Here is a 26,345-nt window from a genome sequence, read left to right as displayed (position 1 = left end):
AATACAAATAGTGCAGCATTAGCCGCCGATACTGCCATTGCCTGTGGTACATGGGCGCTTACCAATCTTTGCTGTCACCACCAAGCGGCACAATCACTAAAAATACCTTTGTCAGCTAGGGTAAAAATGTCCCATGGCTGGTTTTTATCCAGCAGAAACACTGTTGAGTAGTTGTTAAGTGCGGCAAAAATCGTTTTTTAAGTGATCTATGTCACATTTAATATTAGTAATCATCCAATATGAGACATCTTTACCAATATGACCAAGACAAAATGACCAATGGAAAATATGTTAAAAAATAGAATTAAACACTAAAATATTCTATTTAAATTGTATTATATTCCTTTAAATGTTTAATTTAAGCATTATATCCTTTCAAAAATCATATGTGATCAATGTCACTTGTCGTTATTTGTTATCTATTTTCCTTTTGCGGATAATTGAAACACGGGTAGTGGTGTTATTTGCCAGTGTCCGAACCGGCGGTCTGTGGACTGCCAATCGTACTCATAACAAACAAGTGTGAGATTACTTATGAACAGACGACAGTTTTTCAAACTGTGTGCTGCCGGGGCGGCAACTTCAGCGATTTCTGCGCTGGGGTTGATGTCCGACAAGGCCTATGCCGCAGTGCGAGAATTCAAGCTGCTCAGAGCCAAAGAAACCCGCAATAATTGCCCTTATTGCTCAGTGGGTTGTGGCCTGTTGATGTACAGTCAAAACAGCGGCGGCAAAAACTCAGAACATGCGATTTTCCATATCGAAGGGGATTCAGACCATCCTGTAAGTCGGGGTGCATTGTGCCCGAAAGGTGCGGGTCTGGTGGACTATGTTAACAGCCCACACCGCCTGCAATATCCAGAATATCGTGCTCCAGGTAGCAACAAGTGGCAGCGACTCAGCTGGGATGAAGCGTTCAAACGTATCGCCCGTCTGATGAAACAGGATCGTGATGCTAATTTGCTGCAGAAAAACGCGGCTGGCGTCACCGTCAACCGTTGGCTGACTACCGGGATGATGACCTCGTCTGGTATGTCGAATGAAAGTGGTATTGCGACCCAGAAGTTCGCCCGTGCTCTTGGCATGGTCGCTATCGATACTATTGCGCGTAACTGACACTCCCCAACGGTAGCAAGTCTTGCTCCAACATTTGGGCGTGGTGCCATGACCAACCACTGGATCGATATCAAGAATTCCAATGTGATCGTGATTATGGGCGGTAATGCTGCAGAAGCACATCCTGTCGGTTTCGGCTGGGTGACTGAAGCAATGCAACACAATAACGCCAAGTTAATCGTGGTCGATCCCCGTTTTAACCGTAGTGCCGCATTGGCAGATCACTATGCACCCATTCGTTCCGGTACGGACATCGCGTTCCTGCTGGGGGTTATCCGTTATCTGATCGATACCAAGCAGGTTAACTACGACTACGTGAAAGCGTATACCAACGCCAGTTATATCATCCGCGAAGACTTCGATTTCCATGATGGTCTGTTCAGCGGCTTTGATGAAGAAAAAGGCGCTTACAATACTGAATCCTGGTATTACGAATTGGATGAACAGGGCTATGCGAAAGTCGATGACACCCTGCAACATCCTCGTTGCGTCTGGAACCTGCTAAAACAGCATGTAGAACGTTATGACTTCAAAACGGTAAGTAACGTTACCGGAACGCCGATAGATGACTACCAGACCGTCTGCGAAATGATCGGCAGTACCCATACCAAAAACCGGGTTGCTACCTTTATGTATGCGCTGGGCTGGACCCACCACAGTAAAGGTGCACAAAACATCCGTACCATGGCGATGGTGCAGCTGTTGCTGGGTAACATTGGTCAACTGGGTGGTGGGGTCAACGCGCTGCGTGGTCACGCTAACGTACAGGGTTCTACTGACATGGGACTGCTGGCGCAAAGCCTGCCGGGTTATCTGAAGCTGCCAAGTGATAAAGAACCAACACTTGAGGCGCATTTAACTGCCCATACGCCAAAACCATTGCGTCCCGGCCAGACTAACTACTGGCAAAACTATCCCAAGTTCTTCGTGTCACTGCTGAAATCATTCTGGGGCGATGCCGCCACCGCTGAAAACGATTTTGGCTACGACTGGTTGCCAAAATGGGATCAGATGTATGACTTCGGCAAACACATCGACATGATGTATCGCGGTCAGGTGAATGGACTGCTGGTGCAAGGGGTTAACGCCATTAACTCCATGCCAAACCGCAATAAGACACTGAAAGCACTCAGCCAGCTGAAATATCTGGTGGTGCTGGATAACCTGTCTTCTGAAACGGCCACTTTCTGGCAAAATGAGCCGGGCTTTAACGAAGTGAACACTGCTGAGATCCAAACCGAAGTGTTCCGCTTACCGACGACCTGTTTTGCTGAAGAAGAAGGCTCTATCGTTAACTCCGGTCGCTGGATGCAGTGGCACTGGAAGGGCGCTAATGCGCCTGGTGAAGCGATGGCCGACTCAGAGATTGTGTCAGGTATTATGTTGGAGCTGAAAAAACTCTATCGTGACGAAGGTGGTGTGCTGCCAGAACCTGTGGCTGCGGCTAACTGGCATTATGCCATTGAGCACAATCCGAGTTCAGAAGAACTCACCAAAGAGCTGAACGGTTATGACGTAGCTACCCGCCGCCAGGTCAGCGGTTTCGGTGAACTGAAAGCCGATGGTAGTACCGCTTGTGGTTGCTGGCTGTATGCCGGTTCCTGGACCGAAGAAGGTAACAACATGGCTCGCCGTGATAACCATGACCCGTCAGGGAAAGGGATCACGCCGGGATGGACCTTCTCATGGCCGATGAACCGTCGCGTGCTATATAACCGTGCGTCTTGTGACATCAACGGTAAGCCATGGGATCCAGAACGTACCATCGTTGAATGGAAAGACGGTAAGTGGCACGGGATCGACGTGGGCGACTTCAACATGAAGCTGACGCCGCAAGAAACGGCCAGTCCATTCATTATGCAGCCTGAAGGTGTGGGTCGTCTGTTCGCCCTGAAGCTGCTTAAAGAAGGGCCGTTCCCGGAACATTATGAGCCGGTAGAATCACCCATTGGTACTAACCCGTTGCATCCTAAAGTGGTGCACAGTCCGGTATTACGCTGGTTTGAAGGGGTAAGGGAAACTCTTGGGACTAAAGATGAGTTCCCGTATGCCTGTACCACTTACTCGCTCACCGAACACTTCAACTTCTGGACCACTCACTGCCGACTGGCCGCGATTTCTATGCCGGAAACCTTTGTGGAAATGAACGAAGTGTTGGCTGCCGAGAAAGGCATCAAGAATGGCGACTGGGTGAAGGTCAGCTCCAAACGTGGGCATATCATCACCAAAGCGCTGGTGACCAAACGTCTGCGGCCGTTGCAAGTAAACGGTCAGGTAGTGCATACCTTGGGGATCCCGCGTCATGGCAGCCACAACGCACTGATCAAGAAGGCTTACACCTGTAACGTGTTGACCACCGAAATGGGTGACGCTAATACCGGTGTACCTGAGTACAAGGCGTTCCTGGTTAACGTAGAAAAGGCGGAGGGCATCTGATTATGGCTGAACAAGATATCATTCGCCGTTCTGGCACCACCGACATTACGCCAGCTTCACAGGCACGTGTTGGTGGCGTGAAGAAGGTTGCCAAACTGTTCGATGCAACTAAGTGTAATGGCTGTAAAGCCTGCCAGGTTGCTTGTTCAGAATGGAACGATCTGCGTGAGGAAGTCGGTGAGTTCAGTGGCTCATACCAGAACCCACCGTCATTGTCGCCCGAATGTTGGACCCTGATGAAGTACAACGAGATTGAGGATGCTGGCAAGTTACGTTGGCAGTTTACCCACTCTGCGTGTATGCATTGTGCCGATCCGGCCTGTCTGAAAGCTTGCTCTACCGCTGGCGCCATTATTCAGCGCGCCAATGGTACGGTGGATTTTGATTCGGACAAATGCATCGGCTGTGGTTATTGTGCCAGTGCTTGCCCGTTCGACATCCCTAAGATCAGCGCCAAGGACAACAAAGCCTACAAATGTACCTTGTGTTCCGACCGCACGGCGGTAGGGCTGGAACCTTCTTGCGTTAAGACCTGTACCACTGGTGCGCTGCGCTACGGTACCCGCGAAGACATGCTGTTCTATGCGGAAAAACGGGTTGAAGAGCTGAAGGCCCGCGGCTATAAAAACGCCGGTTTGTACAACCCTGAAGGGGTGGGTGGCACTGCGATGATGATGATCTTCCATGACATCAATGATCCTGAAAGCTACTACATGCCGAAAGATCCTCAGGTGCCAATGGCCACTGAGATCCGTCAGGATTGGCTCAAGCCATTAGGAACTGCAGGTCTTATCGCGACCGCCGCCTTTGCCCTGATGCACCGTATCACGGTGGGCCGCAATATCGTCGAAGAAGATCAACCCGGCTACATTGATGCTGCGGCCGAGAAAGAGGAGGACAGCAAATGAGCAAGCAAGAGATGATTGTGCGTCATAAGCTGTTTGACCGGTTATGTCACTGGACCATTGTTGTGGTTGGGCTAGTGACCTTTCTTACCGGCTTTTCCTTCTTCTACCCGTCGTTTCAGTGGCTTGGTGGGATTGTGGGAACTCCGCAGTTAGCAAAAGTGCTGCACCCATTTTTTGGGATTGCGATGTGTTTGCTGCTGGGGTTGCTGCTGATCCGTTATTACCACCATAACAAATGGGATAAGTATGACTGGCCTTGGATGAAAGCCGTGGTGTGGGTACTGTTGCAGAAAGAGGAAAACATTCCGCCGGTGGGACATTACAACCCCGGACAGAAGATGTTGTTCCGCGCTTTCGTTATCTTTGTGATCGCCTTTATCGTGACCGGCGTGATCATGTGGCAACCGTACTTTGCACCTATGTTTGAGGCCTCCACTGTTAACTGGGCAACGCTAATCCATGCGGCCTGCGCCATTTTGATGCTGATTGCCATCGTGGTGCACTTCTGGATGGCGACCTGGATCGAAGGTTCCATTACCGGCATGTTGTACGGCAAGGTTTCTAAAGCCTGGGCACGTAAACATCATCCGGCGATGCTGGACGATTTTAAAGAAGAGGAGAAGTAGAGATGACATTTGCCAGTGAAATCCCGTTGAGTCTGGGTGATAAATCGCCCCTGGCACTCAAGCCGCTGTTGGCGGCCAAGCCACAGGATATTTATCGTCACCGGGCCGAACGGCTGGAAACACTAGCCGAAGGGTCGCCGCTGGCAGACTATCTCAAGCTGTGCCGGTCGCTGGTGGCCACTCAGCTGAAACTGGCTGAGGCGCAGGAATTTGGTCCCGCGCCTGAGCTGGATATGACGCAACCCATGCCATTGTCACTGCAATATACCGCCGACAATCACTACTGGCTGGTGCAACTGCAATCACTGTTAAGTGATATGTTGCCATTAGTCCCAGCAGCGGTTGCCGGGGTTATTCGTGAATTGATGGCGCTGACACCTGAACAACAAGCGGCCTATGGTAATAGCTTGCGGCAAGGGCATCTTAGCGATGTTCCTGCTCAGTACAGCTTGTTCCTGTGGGCGGCCTTGTCAGCTTATTGGGCGCACTGGGCACCTATGGTGATTTCACGGATGGATATCGCGGCGGTTAAGCAGACCGCACTGTGTCCGGTTTGTGGTAGTCATCCGGTGGCGAGTGTGATCCGTGAGGAGCCAAGGGAAGGATTGCGTTATCTGCATTGCAGTTTATGCGAAACACAGTGGCATTATGTGCGCGCACAGTGTACTAACTGTGATGACGCCAAACAGTTGTCGTTGTGGGCTTTTGATGACCACCAGGCAAACATTCGCATTGAAACCTGCGATCATTGCCACGGTTATACCAAGATGCTGTTTGTTGCCAAAGATCCGCGTATGGAAGTGGTAGCAGACGATCTGGCTTCGCTGGGACTGGACAGTCAACTGAGTGATAAGGGTTACAGTGCTACCACACTGAACCCACTACTGCTGGCGCATGAATCGTAGGCACGGCAGCCCTAAACACCTGGGAGGGCTGTAGGCCCTCCCTTTATTGTTTGCTATTTGTGACAGATGATGACCCAAGTATTTGATACTCATGAAAAGCTCTATCGTGCATTGCCATCCATGGATGGGTTATTGGCTATGGCTTCGTTGCAACCGTTGCTGCAGCGTTATGGTAAAACTGCATTCAAACAGGCACTGAACCAGATGCTCGCGGCAGCCCGTGCGCAGATTGCTGCTAGTCAGCAATTACCGGAGTGGCTGAGTATCGATGCGGAGATTTTCGAGTATTTGGCTGATCAATTGCAGGCGAGTCATCGCCATAGTTTACAGCCGGTTTGGAACTTGACCGGCACCATACTGCATACCAACCTTGGCCGGTCGCAGCAGTCTGAGGCCGCAATTGCCGCCGTGGCTTCGGTGATGCGCTATCCAACACCGTTGGAATTTGAACTGGAAGCGGGTAAGCGCGGTCATCGTGACAATACCGTCAGCGAACTTATTCACTATCTGACGGGTGCCGATGCCTGCTGTGTCGTCAACAACAATGCCGCTGCGGTGTTATTGATGCTCTCGGCAGTTGCCACGGGCAAGGAAGTGATTGTTTCCCGCGGTGAGCTGGTGGAGATTGGCGGCGCATTCCGTATTCCTGACATTATGCGCCAGGCTGGCTGTACGCTGGTGGAGGTGGGCACGACTAACCGTACGCATCTGCGCGATTATGAAGCGGCCATTACCGAAAACACTGGCGCGATTATGAAGGTACACACCAGCAACTATCATATCAGTGGCTTTACGGCGGCGGTGGATGAAGCCTCACTAGCGAAATTGGCGCATGAGCGCGGTTTGCCGCTGCTGTCTGATCTCGGCAGTGGTGCGCTTACGGATATGCGTCGCTTTGGCCTGAAACAGGAACCGACACCGCAGGCGATGCTGGCCGATGGTGTGGATTTGGTGAGTTTTTCTGGCGACAAGCTGTTGGGGGGGCCACAGTCGGGACTGATCGTTGGCAAGCAGTTGCTGATCAATCAGTTACAGCGCCATCCACTGAAGCGGGCGTTGCGCTGTGACAAACTTATTCTGGCGGCGTTGGAAGCCACGTTGCGCCATTACCTCAATCCAGAAACGCTGGATCAGCAGTTGCCTATCATGGCTAAGTTTGCTCGTACCGAGGGGGAACTGCAGTCTCAGGCACAACGGTTTATTACCGCGCTAGCCGCCGTCTATGCCCCCGCTTACCAATTACAAAGTATTGCGTGCCACACACAAGTGGGCAGCGGTTCGCAGCCAGACACTTTTCTATCGTCAGTTGCTCTGGCCTTCAGTGCCACAAACGGCGGTTCTATTCTGGCGTTGGAACGGCATTTCAAAACGGCAACCCGTCCGGTGATTGGCCGTATCGCCAACGACCAATTACTGTTGGATCTGCGTGGTGCCGACGATTTCGATGAACTATTGACCGACCTGCAAACTCTCGGGGCCGCCTTATGATCATAGTAACTGCAGGTCATGTGGATCATGGCAAGACATCGGTTATTCAAGCGCTGACGGGCATGAATACGGACCGACTACCGGAAGAGCAACGCCGTGGCATGACTATCGACCTCGGTTATGCTTTCCTGCCGATGCCCGATGGCAGTCGCTTGGCTTTTATCGATGTGCCGGGGCATGAAAAATTTATTAATAACATGCTGGTAGGCGTCAGCCATGCTCGCCATGCGTTGCTGGTTATCGCTTGTGATGACGGAGTGATGCCCCAAACCCGTGAACATCTGGAAATTCTGGCACTGTTACCGTTGCAGAGCCTGACGTTGGTACTGACCAAAATCGATCTGGTGGACCCTCAGCGTCAGGCACAGGTGCTTAACGATGTTTTACTGTTACTGCAATCCCATGGACTGGAGGCTGCCGGTGTTTTTCCTGTTTCGGCGCTGACGGGCGATGGGATTGATGGACTGCGCCAGCATATCTATACCTTGTCAGCCGACGCAGCGGATGACCGACAGTTATTCCGTATGGCACTCGACCGGGCTTTCACCGTGAAAGGTGCCGGTTGTGTGGTGACCGGAACGCTTATCAGTGGCAGTGTCAGTGTTGGGGACACGCTTTACAGTTCCGCGCAAAAAGGTGCCCTGCGCGTGCGGGCAATCCATGCGCAAGGACAGGAAACTCAAGCCGCCGCTGCGGGCAACCGCGTAGCGTTAAACCTGGTGGGTACTGATAGCCATCGACTGCCACAGCGGGGCGACTGGCTCAGCAGTATCGAAATTCCTGCCCCCAGTGAACGGCCTGTGGTGGTAATTGATGCGCAGGAGCCTTTGGGACATTGGCAGAGTGTGCATTGTCATCATGGTGCGGACCATACGCAGGCGCACCTGTCGTTATTGGGGGAGCCAGATCCCCAAGGTCGGCAGTTGGCAGAGCTCGTGCTGGAGCAACCATTGCTGCTGTGTCAGAACGATAGAATTATCCTGCGTCATGCAGGGGGCAAGCAAACGATAGGCGCAGGGCGAGTGTTGGCGCTCAGCGTACCGAACCGCCGCAAACGTACACCACAACGGCTGGAATCTTTGTGGGCCTTGGCACAAGCTGCTGATGTGGTGACCGCGCTGCAACAGCTGGCGACAACCGCAGCACTGCCTGTCGATGAAGTCATCTGGCGTTGGCAATTGAATGAGTCAGGATTACAGCAGTTGTTGGCGCAGGCGAATCTGCAAAAAATCGCACAATGGCTGGTGGCTCCGGCGTTGCTTAAACAGGAAAGTGAACGCTTTATCAACGTGTTGGCAGAATACCATCAGCAAGCGCCGGATCAACTGGGCGTTGGACTGAGTCGCCTATTACGGATGTGCCACTGTACGCTCCCTGATGCAGTGGCCAAAGCGTTGGTCGAGCAGCTGATCCAAGAGGGGCGCTTGCTGAATCGCGGCACCATGCTGCATTTACCCCAGCACAAACAGCAGCTCTCTGCCGAAGCGCAAGCTTTCTGGCAACAGTTACTGCCGTGGCTGTTGTCGCAGTCTGGTCCAGTGTGGGTGACCGACATGGCAGATGCACTTGCTGTTGACGCCGACAGTATTCGTCCTTTTTGTATCCAGTTGGTACAGCAGGGCTACATTTGCGCCATTGTCAAAGACCGCTACATGCTTAATTTTCGATTGTGTGAGATCGCCGATTCCATCCGCGAACATTTTCGTTACCATGACGCTCTGGAAACCGCCGAGTTTAAAGAACTGGTCGGGCTGGGGCGCAAAGTGGCAATTCAATTGTTGGAATTCTTTGACCGCAGTGGCTTCACGCGTCGTAAGTACCGTTCCAACAGTCGTGATATCCGTGATGGGGAATTGTTTCGGGATCGAGGAGAGTGGCGGAAGAACATAGGAGTCGAACCTACCCGGGACTGCTGGCAGCCCCACCCGGATTTGAAATCCGGACGCCTCACCGGAGACGACGTTCTTCCTCTGAAGGACACAGAGATAGTAAGTAATGATTGAACATTATTCAACGAAAGTTTTATTTTCCAATATCATTTGTGATCAGGATAATAATTTATTTTTGGCACACTTGTTTTTAATTATACAGTAGTTCATGGGGTGCTTATGTACGATAATTGCGCAGATGTTGTAGTTGAAAAAAATATCACCCTCTTTGAACGAGATAAATGTTCGGAATTAACTGATAAATTAGCCAACGAAGTGCGAGTAGCACTGGTCTATAATGGTATTTCACATACCGTCATGCTGGCCAGCCCACAGGATTTGGAAGAGTTCGCTATCGGCTTTACCTTATCAGAAAGAATCGTATCAAATATCAACGAAATCAAAGGAATTGACGTTGAACGTGTCGAAAACGGCATTATCATTCATATTGAAATTACCCAACGCTGTTTTGTGGATTTGAAAGAACATCGTCGCAGTATGGCTGGACGAACTGGTTGTGGTTTATGTGGTGTTGCACAGCTTGATGATGCGGTGAAACCTATAAAAACTGTTGATTCAGATGCAGTTTTTAATATGGAGTTTTTGTCCTCTGTTTTGGCTACAGCAAAAATGAAACAGAGTAATTTTGAATTAACTGGGGCGACACATGCGGCCTTAGGTTTAAATAGTAAAGGAGAAGTTATTTATATATACGAGGACATTGGCAGACACATTGCCCTAGATAAACTTATTGGTGCATTTTCCCGTCGTAATGCAGAAAAGCCCGTGGCGGTACTGTTAACCAGCCGCGCAAGTTTTGAAATGGTACAAAAGGCCGCTAGTGCCGGTATTCAAATCCTGTTCGCCATGTCGGCCGTCACTGCACTGGCCGCGGAATTGGCAGAAAAGAGCAATATCACCCTCGTCGGTTTTTGCCGTAATGGCCGTGCCAACGTTTACAGCCACAGTTTCCGGCTGCAGAACAGGCTCGCGCCGGTAACGACCATCTAACCAGCATTCTCTGTGTGAGAAACCGTGCGGGCAGTGGCTTAACAGCTGCTGCCTTGGGAACATTGTACTTTTTTGGAGTCTATTCATGACTTGGCAACAATTTAAACAAGACTATCTGGAGCGTTTCCATATTGGCAGATTGAGCAGAACGGCCCGACTATCGGTTATCTGAACCAGCGTTAATGGCTGATTATTGGTAGAGCACGATTTGGCACCGCCTAGGCGGTGCTTTTTTTTGCGGCAATGACTGACGTGTTGGCGCATCCGCGGCTAAAGGCTAAAGTAGGAGGCATCAATGCTAATAGCACTATTAAGGATATGAGATGCGACAGGTACAGTTTGATAATCCAGGTGAGCCCTCCGTATTGTATGTTGCCGATGCGCCCGTACCACAGCCTACGACAGGACAGGTGTTGATCAAAGTCGCCGCAGCGGGTGTTAATGGCCCAGATCTGTTTCAGCGTCAGGGCAGCTATCCGCCACCGCCAGAAGCGTCACCAATTCTGGGGCTGGAAGTTGCCGGTGAGATTGCTGCAGTCGCCCAAGGTGAAACTCGTTGGCAAGTTGGTGAGCAAGTGTGCGCGTTAGTGCCGGGCGGTGGTTACAGTGAATATGTGCTGACCTGGGCCGGCCATTGTCTACCGTTGCCGCAGGGCTGGAGCATGCTAGAGGCCGCGGCGTTACCCGAAACCTTTTTCACCGTGTGGGGCAATCTTTTTATGCGCGGTGCGCTTAAACGTGGTGAAAGCGTGTTGTTGCATGGGGGTTCTGGTGGCATTGGGTCGACTGCCATTATGCTGGCAAAGGCGTTTGGTTGCCGGGTGATTGCTACCAGTGGCACCGATGAAAAACGCGATTATTGTCTTGCTCTTGGTGCCGATGCGGCGTTTGATTACCATGACGGTGTATTCGTAGACCCCGTGTTAGCGTTTACTGATGGGCGTGGTGTTGACCTCGTGCTGGATGTCGCCGCGGGTAAAAATATTACTGCCAATCTGCGAGCACTGGCATATGACGGACGCATGATATCCATTGCTACCCGTGACGGGCGGATGGCGGAAGTGGATGTAGCATTGCTGATGTCTAAGCGCATTATCTGGACCGGTTCGACATTGCGACCACAATCTGTATCAGCCAAAGCTGAGATTGCAGCACAACTGCGCCATCAGGTCTGGCCGATGCTGGAACGGGGACAGTTAAAACCGACGATTCATAAGGTATTTCCTTTGGCGCAGGCCGCCGAAGCTCATCAGTTGCTGGAGTCAGGGGCGCATATGGGTAAAGTGGTGCTGACATTAGAAGGATGAGATGCCGTTGTTGTGTCGTTAACAGCTGAAAATTTGTTGCTTACAGCAATTAAAAGATTTTTCTCGCACAAATTCGTTTGCGTTAGCGGCTTTTTAGGCTAAATTCCCATCTGACGCCAGATGGCAGAAAAAATAGGGTGAGAAAAACGGCATTTTTGCTCGAAAAATCACCTTTTTGCCATTGATTCTGTAAAAGATTCTGTAAGAATACGCTCTGGCTGAGCTCCGGCGATTACCGGTGCACTGCGGCGGACGGAAACATCGGTTCAAGTGCGCATCTCTGGTTTATTAATTTGGTATATGTGTTGATTTAAGGGTATTGGCATATATGTATAACACGGCTAAAAAACAAGTTTGGTATGGCGAGCTGAGAACCGCACGAGGAAACGCTATCGTCATCCATGACAATCAGTTACCCGAGGCCTCTGCTGGCCGTATCTACCTGTACAATGCACAGCGCAAAGCTATCGTTGAGTATGTAGAAGACCTAGTAAAGCCTAACCTGCACGAACTGAGTGATGAGCAGTTAAAAGCTGCTGAAAGTGAGTTCGGGGGGGCCTGGAAATCTGCCCGTGCTGAATTTATGCAGAAACATTCTGCCCGGATCAGCTTGGCAAACATCAAAGACACTGCCCCGGTACGTAAAGCCAAGCCGGTACCGCAGCTCGATGATGACGCAGACAGCGGCGACGAGATCATTGGTGATGATTTTGAAGACGATAGTGATGACAGTTGGGAAGATGAAGATTACGAAGAGTAATCTGCAGTAATTATTCCTTGTCGAAACTGTCGACTATGATGGCGCCCATTGAAGCGGGCATGGCAATCAGTAATGTCCGCTTCAATGCCAGATAGGGTTCCGTCAACAGTGGCCATTTATCCAATGCCAACAGCACGATACTGACGACCACTAATGTCAATGTGTATGCCAGTATAATTCGCAGTAAAAATACCAGTATTCGGCTGCGGATCCGTGCCTGAAACACACTCTGGTAGGCATACAGCGCAATAAATCCCAAGCTTAATCCTACCACTAGCAACAGATTCCCCATGGGCAGCGAAGCAGCAAGATCCCAGGCCTCCTGTGAAAAGGCAATTGGAACCGACAACGCAAATGCACCGATACTGATTTGTCCTAAATCTTCGCTGTTAAAATAGAAATTCATGGTCAACTGGCGGTGAATTCGTAGCGACTGATATGATGGTAAGTCTGCCCTGGCAACACCCAGGGATTTCCCGGTAGCAACGGTTGGTTGGGAGAATCCGGCAGCATTTGCGGCTCTAGGCACCAGCCTTGATGATCCTGCAATATGCTGCCGCGGCGCCCAGTGGTTCCACCGAGGAAATTTGCCGTGTAGAACTGCACGCCAGGCTGGTTGGTGTGCAGTGTCAGTTGGCGTCCAGAAAGTGCACTATGTACTGTTGCTACCTGCTGCAAAGTGCCTTGTGGATTATCGACAATGTAGCAATGATCATAACCTTTGGTCGCTGCTAGTTCTGGATGCTGCAGGCGTTCACCAAGACTGACAGGACGGCGCAAATCAAACGCCGAATTTGCCACCATCATGGTGCCATGTGGTATACCTAGCTCGTCAGGCAGCAGCACTTTATCGGCGGTTAACTGCACCTGCTGCTGGCGGATATCGGCACTGCCATCTAGGTTAAAATAGCTGTGTTGGGTTAGGCTGATTGGACAAGGGGCATCGGTGGCCGCCACGAATTCTACATAGAGGTTGTTGCCCGCCAAACGATAGTCCAGCTGCACCTGACAGTTACCGGGAAAGCCCATATCACCGTTCGGACTATTGAGTGTCAGGCGCAGACCATCGGGCAGGGTGCCCATGTGCCACAACTTACGGCTGAAACCTTCATGCCCCCCGTGTAGACAATGCCCATGAAAATTATTGTCCAGTTGGTAACTGTGGTTCTGCCAGTTGATGCGACTGTTAGCAATGCGGTTACTATAGCGACCAGCTACCGCGCCCAAGTGGGCTGTTTGCGCTAGATAAGCGGCGGCCGCATCGGTCCCGAGCACGATATTGGCTCGGTTACCCTCGCGATCAGGGCTCCACAGTGAACGAATGATGCCGCCAAGACTGAGCACCTCCAATGCCAGAATCCCGTTATCGAGGCGAATGCGTTCGATCTCGCCGCCTCGCGGATCTTTCCAGGGTTCCAGTACACTGAATCTTACGGTAGCACTCTGTCCTTGATTCATTCGTTAATGCCTGTGTTTGTCATGAATTACTTGCCTATTCTCGCAGCTCCAGCCGTTGGACTGCACAGGTAAATCTGTGCTTCTAGACCGGTACTGTGGTGATATTCCTGTTCAACGGCGGCAATGACTTTGTCGGTAAATTCATGTTCTACCAGTGCAACAACACAGCCGCCAAAGCCTTTACCCGTCATGCGTACCCCACCATGACTACCCAACTGGCGGCGAATGATCTGTACTAGCGTATCAATCGCTTCCGGCACAATGGCAAAGTCATCACGCATGGAGTCATGAGATTCTGTCATCAATTGCGAAATCCGCTCAATATCGCCTTTGGTCAGCGCCCGGACGGCCTTCTGAGTACGGTTATTTTCGGTGATAACATGGTGAGCGCGGCGATAAGCGATGGGATCCAGCTGCGCCTGTTGCTGTTGCAGTTGCGCCAGAGTCAGATGCCGCAGGGTATCCAGCCCGAAATGGGCTGCCACTTGTTCACATTGTTGGCGCCGTTCATTAAAGTCTTCACTGTGTTGTACTGAAGGCAAACCAGAGTTGATGATCAGCAGGCTAAGGCTGTCAGGGATGGGCACTGGCTGGCATTCCAGATCCATACAGTCAATCAACAACGCGCAGTCTTCTTCTGCCATGGCGCAGGTGATCTGATCCATAATGCCACAGGCATGGCCTACATAATGGTTTTCACCGCGCTGGGCCAGTTGTGCTACCGCTAGCGGTGACAGATGCAATTGGCTGGTATCGTTAATGGCGGTACCAAAAGCGATTTCCAGTGAGGCCGATGAGGCCAACCCGGTGCCCGCAGGCACATTACCCACCACCGCTAGATCCAACCCTTTGGCGGGGAGACCACTCAGGGCCACCGCAGCACTAAAGCCTTTCAGATAATTGATCCAGCCGTCGCCATCCACCATCGGGCCTTCGGCACCGTAGCGCCATTGGCGGATGTCAGGAAAAGCATCGGCAATGGCACGAAATTGGTCATCATTGCGGACTTTCACCGCAATGACCGTATGGAAGTTGATGGCGGCAGGTAACACAAAGCCATCGTTATAATCGGTGTGCTCGCCAATAATATTGACGCGACCCGGGGCACTGAAAAGTGCATCGGGTTTAGTACCAAATGTCTTTACAAACAGTTTGGTCGCACTGGGTGCAGGGTTCGACATTTTCCGGGTCATTCCACAAAAAACAACTTAATTATCAAAGTCTGGCACAGACTTATTTATCCTGCTGTTATATCACGACTGTTGTGGCTAACGTTAGCAGGATTTGCGGCGAGCATCGCGGTTCAACGCTGGTCAGGCCGCAGGCGCATCATCGGCGCTGGTGACCAGCGGTAATAGTTCGGTGGCCACATGATCGACAAAACCGGCACCAGCAGCTTCATACAGGTTGTAGACACTGTGCACGCCAAGTTCTTTAAGCGACTGAGCATCTTCACCGTATTGGATAATAGCGCTGATCTTGCCTTGATAATCTAGTTTCTTCAGTTGCTGCACTGCAAACAGATTACCGGCGTGATAAGGCATTGCCAGCAGCACCAGTTCCAGGTTAGGGGCGCGGTCGAGTTTTTCCCAAAAGTCGGTATCGGCGGCATCGCCTTTGACCACATTGCGACCGTGCTGCCGATGAAAGTCCACCAGTTCCTGCTTGTGTTCAATGCCGAGGATCTCACCGCCAAAGCGGTTTTTCAGTTCATCATAAGCGCCACTGCCGATACGGCCCATACCAAGGATCAGAAAGCGCGGATTACCAATGGGGATTGGCCGATCCTCGGGGTGTAATGGCTTGCGCTCCAGTCGTACCAATTTTTTCTGAAAGCGCTGATACACTTTGCCCACCAGCGCATTAAGTGGTGCCGCTAGTAAAAAGCTGATACTCAGCGCCACGGCAATAATCACCAGCCAGTGTGCCGGCAACCAGCCTTTGGCCGCAGCCACTGCCGCGACGATGAGACCAAATTCGCTGAAATTTCCTAGATTAAAAGCACTGAGCATGGCAGTGCGCGAGCGCAGTTTGAAGCGGGTCAACAGCCAGATAAACACCAGAATTTTTAAAGGGATAAACAGCGCCAGCAACAACGCCAACAGAATGTCGCTAGCGCTAGGTAAGCCATTGAGACCTATGGTGAGGAAAAATGCGACCAAAAAAAGTTCTTTAAAATAAAACAGTGACTTGGCTAGCTCGGAGGCTTTTGCATGTCCCGCCAGCAGAATACCGATCACCAGCGCACCGAGATCCGGTTTTAACCCAACAGATTCAAATAACCAGGCACCGACAACCAGTGCCATGACCAGCCCGAACAGCACCAGGAGTTCACCGTGGCCCACTCGATCAAAGGCGCGGTAAATCAGTGGCTTGACTAGCGGCAGTAACAATAATGCCAGTGCCCAAGGTGACGGGAAATTCCCTTTGGAAATCGTCAGAAACAGTACTGCAAAGATATCCTGCATGATCAGAATACCAATGGCGACCCGACCATACAGTGTCTGCATATCGCCTTTATCTTCGAGCACTTTTACCGCAAAAACGGTACTGGAAAAGCTCAGGGCGAATGCCAGCAATGTTAATTGTTCTACCCCAAGACTGGTGATCTGACTCAGACCAATTACGCCCAGAATTTTCAGTAATGGCACAAACAGCAGGATTGACAGTAACAGATGTAAGCCCGAGCCAGCCCAAACTTCCGCCTTAAACAGGCTGCGAATATCCAGTTTTAGGCCAATAGCAAACAGCAGCAGTGTCACCCCAAGGCTGGCAAGGGCATTTAATAATGGCAGGCTGTCGCTCTGTATCCCCATGATGTAAAGCACAAAACCAGCGGCGAGATAACCGATTAAGGGCGGTAGATTGATCCGGCTGACCAGCAGGCCACAGGCAAGGGTGATAACAAGAATGGCGGGTTCCATGGTAACGCGATACCGTAAGCAAGTAGAGTTCCTGCTCTCTACTATAAGGCATTCAATACCATAAATAAAAAGGCGGAGTTGCTCGTAGCAGACGCCGCCTTTTTGGTAAAATGTTCGGCTTAGTTGAGCAAATGATCCAAATGTGGTGCAAATTCACTTGGTGCCATAAAGCCCGTGACGCGTAAATCGTCGCGTAGTTGCCCATCTGCACCGACAAACAACAGGGTTGGCAGTCCGAGGACGTTGTAAGCATTCAGCAGTTCTTCGTCCTGCTTATTCATGGCAGTAACATCGGCGGTCAGCAGCACCATTTGTGACATCCGCTGCTGTACGGCGGCGTCTTTAAAGGTGATATTGGCAAATTCTTTACAGGCCACACACCAATCGGCATAGAGATCCAGCATCACGGGCTTGCCTTCAGTCTGCGCCTTGGCAATCTCTGTTTTAAATTCGGCTAAGGTACTGATGTGCTTGAACTCTGTGGTTCCAGCCTTGACCTCGGCGTTGCCGTAGCCATAACCCAGCGACAACATCACCGACTGTACTCCGTAGGCAAAACTGCCAATCAGCAGCAGTTGCAATAGCACGCCGCGTACGGTTTGCTTCCAGGTAAAAGCGGTGGTTTTATTTTCATGGATCAAGTAACCCGCTAGGCAAATGCCCCACACCGCCCATAGCAAATCTGACACCAGACCTGGCCAAATCCGACCCAGCATGATGATCGCCACCATGATCAGTAAGAAGCCGAAGATATGTTTGATGATCTCCATCCAAGCGCCAGCTCGGGGGAGCAGTTTGCCGCCCGTGGTGCCAATCAGCAGCAACGGCAGCCCCATGCCCATACTGAGAATATAGAGCGTGATAAAGCCTTGCAGCAGATCACCACTTTGGGCCACGTAAACCAGTACTGCTGACAGCGGCGCCGTGGTGCAAGGCGAGGCCACCAATCCAGAAAGTACCCCCATCATAAATACGCCAGTGAGCTTGCCGCCCTGCTGTTTATTAGAAAGCGTATTCATCTTTTGTTGCCACGAGGATGGCAACTGTAGTTCATAGACGCCGAACATCGACAAACTCAGCAGCACAAACAGCAGCGAAATGGCAATGAGCACTGGTGGACTCTGTAAGGCGGCCTGATATTTCATCCCCGCGGAAGCGACTACCAATCCGAGAATCGAATAGGTGAGTGCCATACCTTGCACATAGGTCATTGATAGCGTAAAGGCGCGTGCAGTCGACACTTTTTGCCCTTGTCCGACAATGATACCGGACAGGATGGGATACATAGGGAACACACAGGGTGTGAGTGCCAACCCAATACCCAGTACAAAGAAGGTCAGCAATGTCAGCAGTTTGCTGTCACTGTGGAGCAGCTTATTGAGCAGTGAATCCTGCTCGGTCAGCGGTTGTTTGGCGCTTGCGTCAACAGTGGTTGCGGTTGCGGCGTTATTGCTACTCTCCGCAGTCGCCGCCGCAAGTTTACCCGCGTTTTCGGCTACTGGTTTTAGCACCAATGCGCTGGTGGTTGGCGGAAAACACAATTTGCCTTCAGCGCAGCCCATGTAAGTGACTTTAAGCGTGGCTTCTGTCCCTGCTTGCTTGATGGCAACGGGGATCTCCACATAACTGCGGTAAACTTCCTGACTACCAAAATAATCATCGTGATGACTTTCACCGCGCGGCTTGGCGATATCACCCAACTCTCCGCCCTCAATCGCAAACTGCAGTTTGTCACGGTACATATAGTAGCCGTCGGCAATCACAAAACTGACCTTGACTACTTGACCGTCCTGTACGGCATCAAAAGCGAATGCCTTGTCTACAGGCATCAGTTCCGGCTCGCTTTTAAGAAACGGGAATTTGTCACTCAGGCCACTGGCATGTGCTAGCGGTAGTAACATTAATGAGGCAAACAGCAGGGTGATGAGTCGTTTCATAATCTTGTGTTGTCTTTTATCCAGTCCAGATACGCCGGTAGCCCCTGCTGGATATTCACCGCAAGCAGCTCCGGTACTTCATAAGGATGTAATTGCAGCACTCGTTGCTGCAGTTGCGGGTAAACCGCCGCCAGACATTTCAGTTGCAGGCTGACTTCCGTCGTTTCACAGTTTTGCCCCTGCCACTGGTATACCGATGTCATTGCCGCAGAAACCTGCGCACAGGCCACCAGCTTTTCATCCACCAGCGTTCTGGCAAGATCTAATGCCGTGTCATGATCGGGGCAACTGCAGAATACTAACAGGAATTCTGGCGTTATACTGTTCATCTGTGTCACTCTGTTAATTAACGGATGGCCGTGATAGCAGGACAATCCGAGCGCTTACTTTACGTTGTTTGTCCTGTCGTTGCATTAAGCAGTTGCTAAAACAGTGAGCTTTGGCAGCTACGCAGGTCTTGAATTCAGACCCTTGCGACCCCATAAAGTTTTTTCAAGTAGTGAGTAAATGAGATCTTCATGCCTTTTTTAATCTTGCTGGTGGCAGTGATATTTTTACCGATGATGGAGCTGTCGGTGCTGATGCAGGTTGGTGATGTTATTGGAACATTCAACACTGTTGCCTTAGTGATCCTGACCGCCGTAGTTGGTATTTCACTGGTGAAAAGCCAGGGCTTGAATACGCTGATGGCGGTACAACGTAAACTGGCGCAGGGCGAAGCCCCCGGACAAGAGATTGTTGAAGGCATGCTGTTAGCACTTGCGGGCATACTGTTGGTGATCCCTGGTTTTGTAACCGATTTTGTCGGGGTCATTTTTCTCACCCCATTCTGCCGCGCTGTCATTGCCAAATTTCTCTATAAACGCATGCAACTGCGGGTGGTGATGGCACCAAAACATCGGCGACCACCGTTTGGCGAACCGCCTCGACAGGATAAAGACAGCGTGATTGATGGCGAGTATGAACATAAGCCAGACCCATCGGATAAACGGCCTGAAAGTCATCAGTTGCCCAATGATGATGATAAACGGCGCTGATGCTTGCTTAACATCCCCCACAATTTGCTTGTCGAGCTTTTTGATTTGCCTAATTGGCCTTTATTTACTGTGCCAATCACTGTCCTGATAGTGGCAGAGATGGTGTATATTGGCGGGTTCTTTCATACGCATAGCGATGAGGTAACTCACCAGTCCCATCAGTAAGTTACTTACTGGTAATGCTAGCAGCACCCCTTTAACACCTGCGCTCCACGCCCCCAATGCTGCTAATGGCAAAATCAGTACAAACAGCCTGCACAGGTTGAGCATTAGAGAGGCCATCGGCCGGTGATAGGCATTAAGCGCGGTAGCCACAATGATCACCATTCCCAGCGGTCCGTATGCTAGCGGCAATATCTGGATGTAAAATGTCAGCCATTCCAGCACCTGTGGATCGTCCGAAAACAATCCTGCCAATGGTTGTGCCCATAATGCTAATGGCAGGTACAGTACAGTCTGAAACACCAATACGAATCGCAGCGATAGCATCACCGCATCTCGTGCCCGTTGTTTTTGGCTGGCCCCGAGATTTTGCGCGACAACCGGCACCACGCTGGATGACAATGCCATCGATGCTATCAGCAGTACCGATTCCAGCCGGGTTCCAGCGCCGAATGCCGCCACAGCCGCATGATCAATACGCGCTAACATTGCCATGATCAGCGCATTTGCCAACGGATTCATCAGATTCATTACGGCGGCTGGTTGGGCGATATGAGCCAGCTGTGTCCAGTTGGCCCACCAGCGCTGCCAACAGATGGGTGCTGCCACCAGCAATTGCCGCTTCAATACCAACAAATAACCGGAAAAACACAGCGCCACCACCCAGGACACCACAGTGGCAATTGCAGCGCCTTGTAACTCCAATCGCGGGAATGGCCCAATACCAAAAATCAGCAATGGGTCGAGGATGAGATTAATCACCGCCGCTAGTGCCAGTATTTGCGCCGGAAGGCGAGTATCGCCGGTGGCTTTCAGTCCCTGGTTGCCCACCATTTGTAGCACTAGCAACGGTATGCCGATATACCAGATCTGCATATATTGATGGATCAATGGCAAAATGTCGGCGGCGGCCCCCATCAGCGTGAATAACCAGTCGTTAAACAGGCTACCTAGGGTTGCCAAGCCACTAATCACTATAAACGTCAGCAACAGTGCGTCGTGCAGGAACACTTTGGCTTGGGGGGCACGACCACCACCAATCAGACGGCCAAGATTGGTCGATACGCCAGCACCAATACCAATGGCGATGCTGGAGATAATCAAGGTGACCGGAAAGGTAAAACTGATTGCGGCCAACGCTTCAGTACCAAGGCGACTGATGAAAAAGGTATCGACTAGGTTAAAACCGAGCACGGTTAAAATACCCAGCATGTTGGGCAGACTCATGTTGAGCAGCACACGACCGATTGGCTGACTCAGCAGCCCGTGTCTGTCTCTCATCGTTTACTACTACTCCATGAGCGAAGAAATTGGATTTGCTGTTGCGCCGCGATTCTAACAGGAAGCAAGCAAGCGACAAAACTTGATTGCACAAACACTGATGTACTCCGAAAAAATTTCAAAAAATTTTTCGGTAGACACTTGGAACTCTGAAAATTAGCCCCATATAGAGCTACATCTGGCGGCAGTGATTAAACGCTGCTGTATTTTATCAACCTGTAAACTCGCCTGAATATGTTGGGCAAAACGTCATTAGGAGAATCCATAAATGAATATTCGTCCATTACATGACCGCGTAATCGTTAAACGTCTCGAAGTGGAATCCACTTCCGCTGGTGGCATTGTGCTGACCGGCAGCGCGGCCGAAAAGTCTACTCGCGGCGAAGTGCTGGCAGTAGGCAATGGCCGGATCCTGGAAAATGGCGAAGTGCGGCCATTGGATGTGAAAGTTGGTGATGTCGTGATCTTCAACGAAGGTTATGGCGTCAAGAAAGAGAAGATCGACGGCGAAGAAGTACTGATCCTGTCTGAATCTGATCTGATGGCCATTGTGGAATAAACCACACTCCCCATTACGTCATTCCAATTCACCAAAGAATCAAAGGATAATCAACATGGCAGCTAAAGAAGTAAAATTTGGCAATGATGCCCGCGTAAAAATGCTGGCGGGTGTAAACGTTCTGGCTAACGCAGTTAAAGTCACTCTGGGTCCTAAAGGCCGTAACGTAGTGCTGGACAAGAGCTTTGGTGCTCCGCTGATCACCAAAGACGGTGTGTCAGTGGCCAAAGAGATTGAACTGGAAGACAAGTTCGAAAACATGGGCGCGCAGATGGTGAAGGAAGTTGCTTCCAAAGCCAATGATGCCGCCGGTGACGGTACTACCACAGCGACTGTATTGGCGCAGGCCATTGTTAACGAAGGCCTGAAAGCTGTAGCTGCAGGCATGAACCCAATGGACCTGAAACGTGGTATCGACAAAGCCGTTATCGCCGCAGTTGAAGAACTGAAATCTCTGTCTCAGGCATGTTCAGATTCTAAATCTATCGCTCAGGTAGGTACCATCTCTGCTAACTCTGACGAATCTATCGGTCAAATCATCGCCACTGCGATGGAAAAAGTCGGCAAAGAAGGCGTGATCACCGTTGAAGAAGGTCAGGCACTGGAAAACGAACTGGATGTGGTAGAAGGTATGCAGTTCGACCGTGGTTACCTGTCTCCTTACTTTATCAATAAACCAGAAACTGGCAGCGTAGAACTGGATAGCCCATACATCCTGCTGGTTGACAAGAAAATCTCCAACATCCGTGAACTGCTGCCAGTACTGGAAGGCTTGGCGAAATCAGGCAAACCACTGCTGATTGTGGCTGAGGATGTTGAAGGTGAAGCCCTGGCAACTTTGGTTGTGAACAATATGCGCGGCATCGTGAAAGTGGCAGCAGTGAAAGCTCCAGGTTTCGGCGACCGTCGTAAAGCCATGCTGCAGGATATTGCCGTGCTGACTGGCGGTACTGTTATCGCAGAAGAAATCGGTCTGGAACTGGAAAAAGCCACTCTGGAAGATCTGGGTACTGCTAAGCGCGTGGTGCTGACCAAAGACAACACCACCATCATCGATGGTAACGGTGCTGAAGATCAGATCAAAGCCCGCGTGGTACAGATCAAGCAGCAAATCGAAGAATCTACTTCTGACTACGACAAAGAAAAACTGCAGGAACGTATGGCTAAACTGGCCGGCGGTGTGGCAGTGATCAAAGTCGGTGCGGCTACCGAAGTAGAAATGAAAGAGAAGAAAGCTCGCGTGGAAGATGCTCTGCACGCTACTCGCGCCGCTGTTGAAGAAGGTGTGGTTGCCGGTGGCGGTGTTGCGCTGGTTCGCGCCGCGTCTAAGATCCACAACGTTGAAGTGGCTAACGAAGATCAGAAACACGGTGTGGTTATCGCGCTGCGCGCCATGGAAGCGCCATTGCGTCAGATCGCCGCCAACGCGGGTGAAGAACCTTCTGTAGTGGCTAACAAGGTGAAAGATGGCAGCGGTAACTTCGGTTATAACGCTGGCAACGATACCTATGGTGACATGCTGGAAATGGGTATTCTGGATCCAACCAAAGTAACCCGTTCCGCACTGCAGTTTGCCGCTTCTGTTGCTGGTCTGATGATCACCACTGAAGCCATGGTAGCTGAGCTGCCAAAGGATGAAGCTGGTGCTCCTGATATGGGTGGCATGGGCGGTATGGGTGGCATGGGCGGCATGATGTAATTTAGTTTACATCATACAACTCTATGATAAACCAAGGCATTACTTGCCTTGGTTTTCATCCTAGCGTAAAAACAAAGCCCTTGAACGAAAGTTCGAGGGCTTTGTTTTTGAGACTTAAGTAATTTATTGATGATCCAGAAATTTATACGAAGGTGGAGTAGAAACTGTATGAGTGAAGTGTGAGTAATACTAACGGGGTGCGTTTGTGGCTGGGTAAGCACAAATAGAGTAGCGCTTTACCATGGTATTAATGTCAACGATGCTACCCTTGCGCGCTGCATTACACTATACTTGCGCCGCTAACCGCGAGAAGGCGGAATTTCCAGCAGTTTTGTTAGCTAGCCCGCGCCGTTGCTAAAGAACGGTAGCCCACATCTGTGATTTATTTACCTGAGACCCACCATGTCATTTGCAAACCTTGGATTAAGCGATCCGATATTACGCGCCATTTCTGAATTAGCTTATAGCCAACCTACACCAATTCAGGCCAAAGCGATTCCGGTGATCCTGCAAGGTAAAAATCTGCTGGCTGGGGCGCAAACGGGCACGGGAAAAACCGCCAGCTTTGTACTGCCGATATTGCAATTACTACAAGATAAAGGGCCCGTAAGACCCAAGAGGATGCGAGCGTTAATTCTGACGCCCACGCGGGAACTGGCATTGCAGGTGCAAACAAACATCACTCGTTATGCTAAACATCTACCGCTTAACTCCCTGGCCGTGTATGGCGGTGTCAGCGACGTGCCGCAAAAGCAGCAGCTGATCGCTGGTGTGGATATTCTGGTCGCCACGCCGGGGAGGCTATTGGATATGTATACCCAACGGGCGCTGCATTTTGATGAGCTGTCGCTGTTGGTGCTGGATGAAGCCGACCGCATGTTAGACATGGGCTTTATTGACGACATCAACAAGATTATCGAACGTTTGCCAGAACAGCGACAAAATCTGTTATTTTCCGCTACCTTATCTAAACAGGTGCGGGTGTTGGCCAAAACGGTAGTGCCGGATCCGGTAGAGATCGATATTGCCCATAACCGCAGTAATGCGCCGCAGATTGAACAGTGGCTGGTGACAGTAGACAAAGATAAAAAGTCGGCATTACTGAGCCACTTGATTAACAGCGAAGCTTGGCAGCAGGCGCTGATCTTTATTCAGACTAAGCAAGGCGCCGCCAAGCTGGTGAGTCAGTTGGAGAAACGCGGTATTGCCGCTGAGGCATTTCACAGTGGCCGCAGCCAAGCGGTACGTGAGCAGTTACTGAAGGATTTTAAATCTGGCAAAGTGCGCTTTTTAGTGGCCACTGGGGTGGCGTCACGTGGCATTGACATCGATGCCTTGCCACGAGTAGTTAACTACGATCTGCCAGATGAAGCCGATGACTATATTCACCGTATTGGCCGGACTGGCCGTGCTGGTGCCAGTGGCGAAGCCATCTCTTTTGTGTCTAAAGATGATTTTAGAAATCTCTGTGCTATTGAAAGGCGCTTAAATCAGTTAATCGTACGCAAGGAAATTGACGGGTTTGCCCCCAAAAAAGCGGTACCGGTTTCTATCCTTAATTTTGTGCCTAAAGCAGCGCAATCTAAGGCGGCCCAAGCCCGAGCGACTAAACCCAAAACACTGCTAGAAGCGGGTAGTCACTCGTCTTCTGCAACCACACAGCGCGCCTTTGCCACGGAAAAAGCGAAAAAGCATCGTAGCGCTAAACCTCGGCCAGCCAGCAAAATTGCAGGTGGCGGTATGGTTGACGCTAAAAGCCAAGGTGCTACTCCTGATGCTAATAGCGCCACTAACAACCCTTGGTTGCACAGCACCGCCAAGAAGTAGCGCATTGTGTTTAGCCGTTATTAGGCGTGGTGCTGCGGTTGTATCGGCGGCCACTGTTGCTGGGTGGCAGTGTCAGCCTTGTTAATGTTAATCTGCCTACCATCGTCAAGCGCTGATGTAGAGAACTGCCATTGAATATTACCCAAGCCACCTTAGCTGATTTAGAACAAATAATGCGACTCTATGAGCAGGCAAAAGCCTTTATGGCAGCTAATGGGAATGGCGGGCAGTGGGCAGAGGGGTATCCGCAGCGCGAATTGATTGCTGCTGGCATCGACCAGGGTAAATATTATCTTTGTGTTGATGAAGACGAGATTATTGCCACTTTCTATTTTGCGGTAGAGCCAGAACCTACCTACAGACGTATCGACGCGGGAAAATGGCTGAACGAAGCCCCTTATGGTGTGTTGCATCGGCTGGCAGTACACAGTGATAAGCGCGGTATTGCCGGTTTTTGTCTGGATTGGTGTATGGCGCAGTGCGGCAATATGCGCATCGATACTCATAGAAATAACCTACCGATGCGGCGCGTATTGGAAAAAAACGGCTACCAGTATTGCGGCATCATTTATGTACGTGATGGGAGTGAGCGTTTAGCCTTTCAGAAGTGGGCGGATTCATCAGTCTGACTCTGCTAGGCATCGTCAAAAAAGTGCGCGAAGGTTTAAGCCTGCGCGCACTCACGCGTTGTGTAGCGTTAACTGCATTGCTTAAGCGGCAAATCTTTGTTGCAGGTAGCGATTGATCTCGGCCGATTCATACAACCATTGTTCATTGCCATCATGGTCCACGATATGCAAACAGGGCACTTGTGACTTACCACCTTCCTGTTGCAATTTTTGCTTAGCGTTGCTGTCTTTCTGAATATTCGCCATGGTGATTGGCAATGCCAACCGATGCACCTCTTTTTTCACCTTGATACAAAATGGACAGGTGTTGAACTGATAAAGCGTCAGTCCTTTACAATCGGCATCAA

The 26,345-nt window shown here is 50.7% G+C and carries 21 protein-coding genes, 1 tRNA gene and 1 pseudogene; 14 read left to right on the top strand and 9 right to left on the bottom strand.

All coding sequences use genetic code 11. The annotated features are described in order from the left end of the window. Window positions 1-534: 534 nt before the first annotated feature. The 6 genes and pseudogenes from fdnG to selB form a co-directional block, all read left to right on the top strand. A complete protein-coding gene (gene fdnG, locus IE064_RS04050) occupies window positions 535-3,552 on the top strand; it encodes a formate dehydrogenase-N subunit alpha (RefSeq protein ID WP_189616641.1) in 3,018 nt (1,005 codons plus the stop codon). 2 nt (window positions 3,553-3,554) lie between these two features. Further along, window positions 3,555-4,460: a formate dehydrogenase subunit beta gene (fdxH, locus tag IE064_RS04045; RefSeq protein WP_133039358.1), complete on the top strand. Its 906-nt coding sequence runs from the start codon at window positions 3,555-3,557 to the stop codon at window positions 4,458-4,460. After that, a complete protein-coding gene (locus IE064_RS04040) occupies window positions 4,457-5,086 on the top strand; it encodes a formate dehydrogenase subunit gamma (protein ID WP_189616639.1) in 630 nt (209 codons plus the stop codon). The genes fdxH and IE064_RS04040 overlap by 4 nt, the downstream gene beginning before the upstream one ends. Before the next feature lie 2 nt (window positions 5,087-5,088). Next, entirely contained in the window at window positions 5,089-5,991 is a 903-nt protein-coding gene (gene fdhE, locus IE064_RS04035; RefSeq protein WP_189616637.1) for a formate dehydrogenase accessory protein FdhE, read from the top strand. Window positions 5,992-6,057: 66 nt separating this feature from the next. Next, window positions 6,058-7,479 carry an L-seryl-tRNA(Sec) selenium transferase gene (selA, locus tag IE064_RS04030; RefSeq protein ID WP_189616635.1) on the top strand — a complete coding sequence of 474 codons (1,422 nt, stop codon included), beginning with the start codon at window positions 6,058-6,060 and terminating at the stop codon, window positions 7,477-7,479. Further along, a pseudogene (gene selB / locus IE064_RS18280) lies at window positions 7,476-9,284 on the top strand (selenocysteine-specific translation elongation factor); the annotation flags it as partial. The gene selA and the pseudogene selB, both read left to right, overlap by 4 nt. Before the next feature lie 69 nt (window positions 9,285-9,353). On the opposite strand, the gene IE064_RS04020 reads toward selB, so the two are convergent. Continuing rightward, window positions 9,354-9,448, bottom strand: a tRNA-Sec gene (locus tag IE064_RS04020). Between the two features lie 139 nt (window positions 9,449-9,587). On the opposite strand from IE064_RS04020, the gene fdhD reads away from it, so the two are divergent. The 3 genes from fdhD (at window position 9,588) to IE064_RS04005 (ending at window position 12,485) form a co-directional block, all read left to right on the top strand. Then, complete coding sequence (fdhD, locus tag IE064_RS04015) at window positions 9,588-10,418, top strand: formate dehydrogenase accessory sulfurtransferase FdhD (protein ID WP_189616633.1); 831 nt, start codon at window positions 9,588-9,590, stop codon at window positions 10,416-10,418. Window positions 10,419-10,741: 323 nt separating this feature from the next. Next, a complete protein-coding gene (locus tag IE064_RS04010; RefSeq protein ID WP_189616631.1) occupies window positions 10,742-11,725 on the top strand; it encodes an NAD(P)H-quinone oxidoreductase in 984 nt (327 codons plus the stop codon). Window positions 11,726-12,053: 328 nt separating this feature from the next. Beyond that, window positions 12,054-12,485 carry a hypothetical protein gene (locus tag IE064_RS04005; RefSeq protein WP_133039351.1) on the top strand — a complete coding sequence of 144 codons (432 nt, stop codon included), beginning with the start codon at window positions 12,054-12,056 and terminating at the stop codon, window positions 12,483-12,485. A 10-nt stretch (window positions 12,486-12,495) separates the two neighbouring features. Here the strand turns inward: IE064_RS04005 and IE064_RS04000 are convergent, their stop codons facing one another. The 6 genes from IE064_RS04000 to cutA all read right to left on the bottom strand — a co-directional run bounded on the left by IE064_RS04000 (window position 12,496) and on the right by cutA (window position 19,133). Continuing rightward, window positions 12,496-12,891 (bottom strand): DUF2391 family protein, encoded by a 396-nt coding sequence (locus tag IE064_RS04000; RefSeq protein WP_189616629.1) that lies wholly within the window; start codon window positions 12,889-12,891, stop codon window positions 12,496-12,498. Window positions 12,892-12,893: 2 nt separating this feature from the next. Further along, window positions 12,894-13,943: an aldose epimerase family protein gene (locus tag IE064_RS03995; RefSeq protein WP_189616627.1), complete on the bottom strand. Its 1,050-nt coding sequence runs from the start codon at window positions 13,941-13,943 to the stop codon at window positions 12,894-12,896. Window positions 13,944-13,969: 26 nt separating this feature from the next. Next, window positions 13,970-15,124, bottom strand: coding sequence for a galactokinase (gene galK, locus IE064_RS03990; protein ID WP_189616625.1), 1,155 nt, complete (start codon window positions 15,122-15,124; stop codon window positions 13,970-13,972). 132 nt (window positions 15,125-15,256) lie between these two features. Beyond that, the gene (locus tag IE064_RS03985; RefSeq protein ID WP_189616623.1) at window positions 15,257-16,867 is read right to left on the bottom strand and encodes a cation:proton antiporter domain-containing protein; all 1,611 of its coding nucleotides are present in this window, start codon (window positions 16,865-16,867) and stop codon (window positions 15,257-15,259) included. A 119-nt stretch (window positions 16,868-16,986) separates the two neighbouring features. Next, window positions 16,987-18,804, bottom strand: a complete 1,818-nt coding sequence (locus tag IE064_RS03980; protein WP_189616621.1) for a protein-disulfide reductase DsbD — start codon at window positions 18,802-18,804, stop codon at window positions 16,987-16,989. Beyond that, a complete protein-coding gene (gene cutA / locus IE064_RS03975) occupies window positions 18,801-19,133 on the bottom strand; it encodes a divalent-cation tolerance protein CutA (protein WP_283166104.1) in 333 nt (110 codons plus the stop codon). Before cutA ends, IE064_RS03980 begins: the two co-directional genes overlap by 4 nt. A gap of 189 nt (window positions 19,134-19,322) precedes the next feature. Between cutA and IE064_RS03970 the strand changes: the two genes are divergently transcribed. After that, window positions 19,323-19,841, top strand: coding sequence for an FxsA family protein (locus IE064_RS03970; RefSeq protein WP_189616619.1), 519 nt, complete (start codon window positions 19,323-19,325; stop codon window positions 19,839-19,841). 60 nt (window positions 19,842-19,901) lie between these two features. On the opposite strand, the gene IE064_RS03965 is transcribed toward IE064_RS03970, so the two are convergent. Beyond that, complete coding sequence (locus IE064_RS03965) at window positions 19,902-21,284, bottom strand: MATE family efflux transporter (RefSeq protein ID WP_189616617.1); 1,383 nt, start codon at window positions 21,282-21,284, stop codon at window positions 19,902-19,904. Window positions 21,285-21,552: 268 nt separating this feature from the next. Here IE064_RS03965 and IE064_RS03960 point away from each other — a divergent pair, with 268 nt between their 5' ends. The 4 genes from IE064_RS03960 to IE064_RS03945 all read left to right on the top strand — a co-directional run bounded on the left by IE064_RS03960 (window position 21,553) and on the right by IE064_RS03945 (window position 25,998). Then, window positions 21,553-21,843 carry a co-chaperone GroES gene (locus IE064_RS03960; protein WP_133039343.1) on the top strand — a complete coding sequence of 97 codons (291 nt, stop codon included), beginning with the start codon at window positions 21,553-21,555 and terminating at the stop codon, window positions 21,841-21,843. Between the two features lie 55 nt (window positions 21,844-21,898). Continuing rightward, on the top strand, window positions 21,899-23,542 hold the full coding sequence (groL, locus tag IE064_RS03955; protein ID WP_189616614.1) for a chaperonin GroEL: 1,644 nt from the start codon (window positions 21,899-21,901) through the stop codon (window positions 23,540-23,542). Between the two features lie 402 nt (window positions 23,543-23,944). Then, window positions 23,945-25,369 (top strand): DEAD/DEAH box helicase, encoded by a 1,425-nt coding sequence (locus IE064_RS03950; RefSeq protein WP_189616612.1) that lies wholly within the window; start codon window positions 23,945-23,947, stop codon window positions 25,367-25,369. A 131-nt stretch (window positions 25,370-25,500) separates the two neighbouring features. Beyond that, window positions 25,501-25,998 (top strand): GNAT family N-acetyltransferase, encoded by a 498-nt coding sequence (locus tag IE064_RS03945; RefSeq protein ID WP_229799850.1) that lies wholly within the window; start codon window positions 25,501-25,503, stop codon window positions 25,996-25,998. An 81-nt stretch (window positions 25,999-26,079) separates the two neighbouring features. Here the strand turns inward: IE064_RS03945 and IE064_RS03940 are convergent. Further along, the coding region (locus IE064_RS03940; RefSeq protein ID WP_189616610.1) for a glutaredoxin family protein at window positions 26,080-26,345 on the bottom strand (266 nt) is incomplete at its 5' end.

Origin of the sequence: Shewanella fodinae (assembly GCF_014651955.1) — a bacterium.
Classification (GTDB): domain Bacteria; phylum Pseudomonadota; class Gammaproteobacteria; order Enterobacterales; family Shewanellaceae; genus Shewanella; species Shewanella fodinae.
Note: the sequence above shows the minus strand (reverse complement) of the source record. Positions and strands in the feature narration are given on the sequence as shown.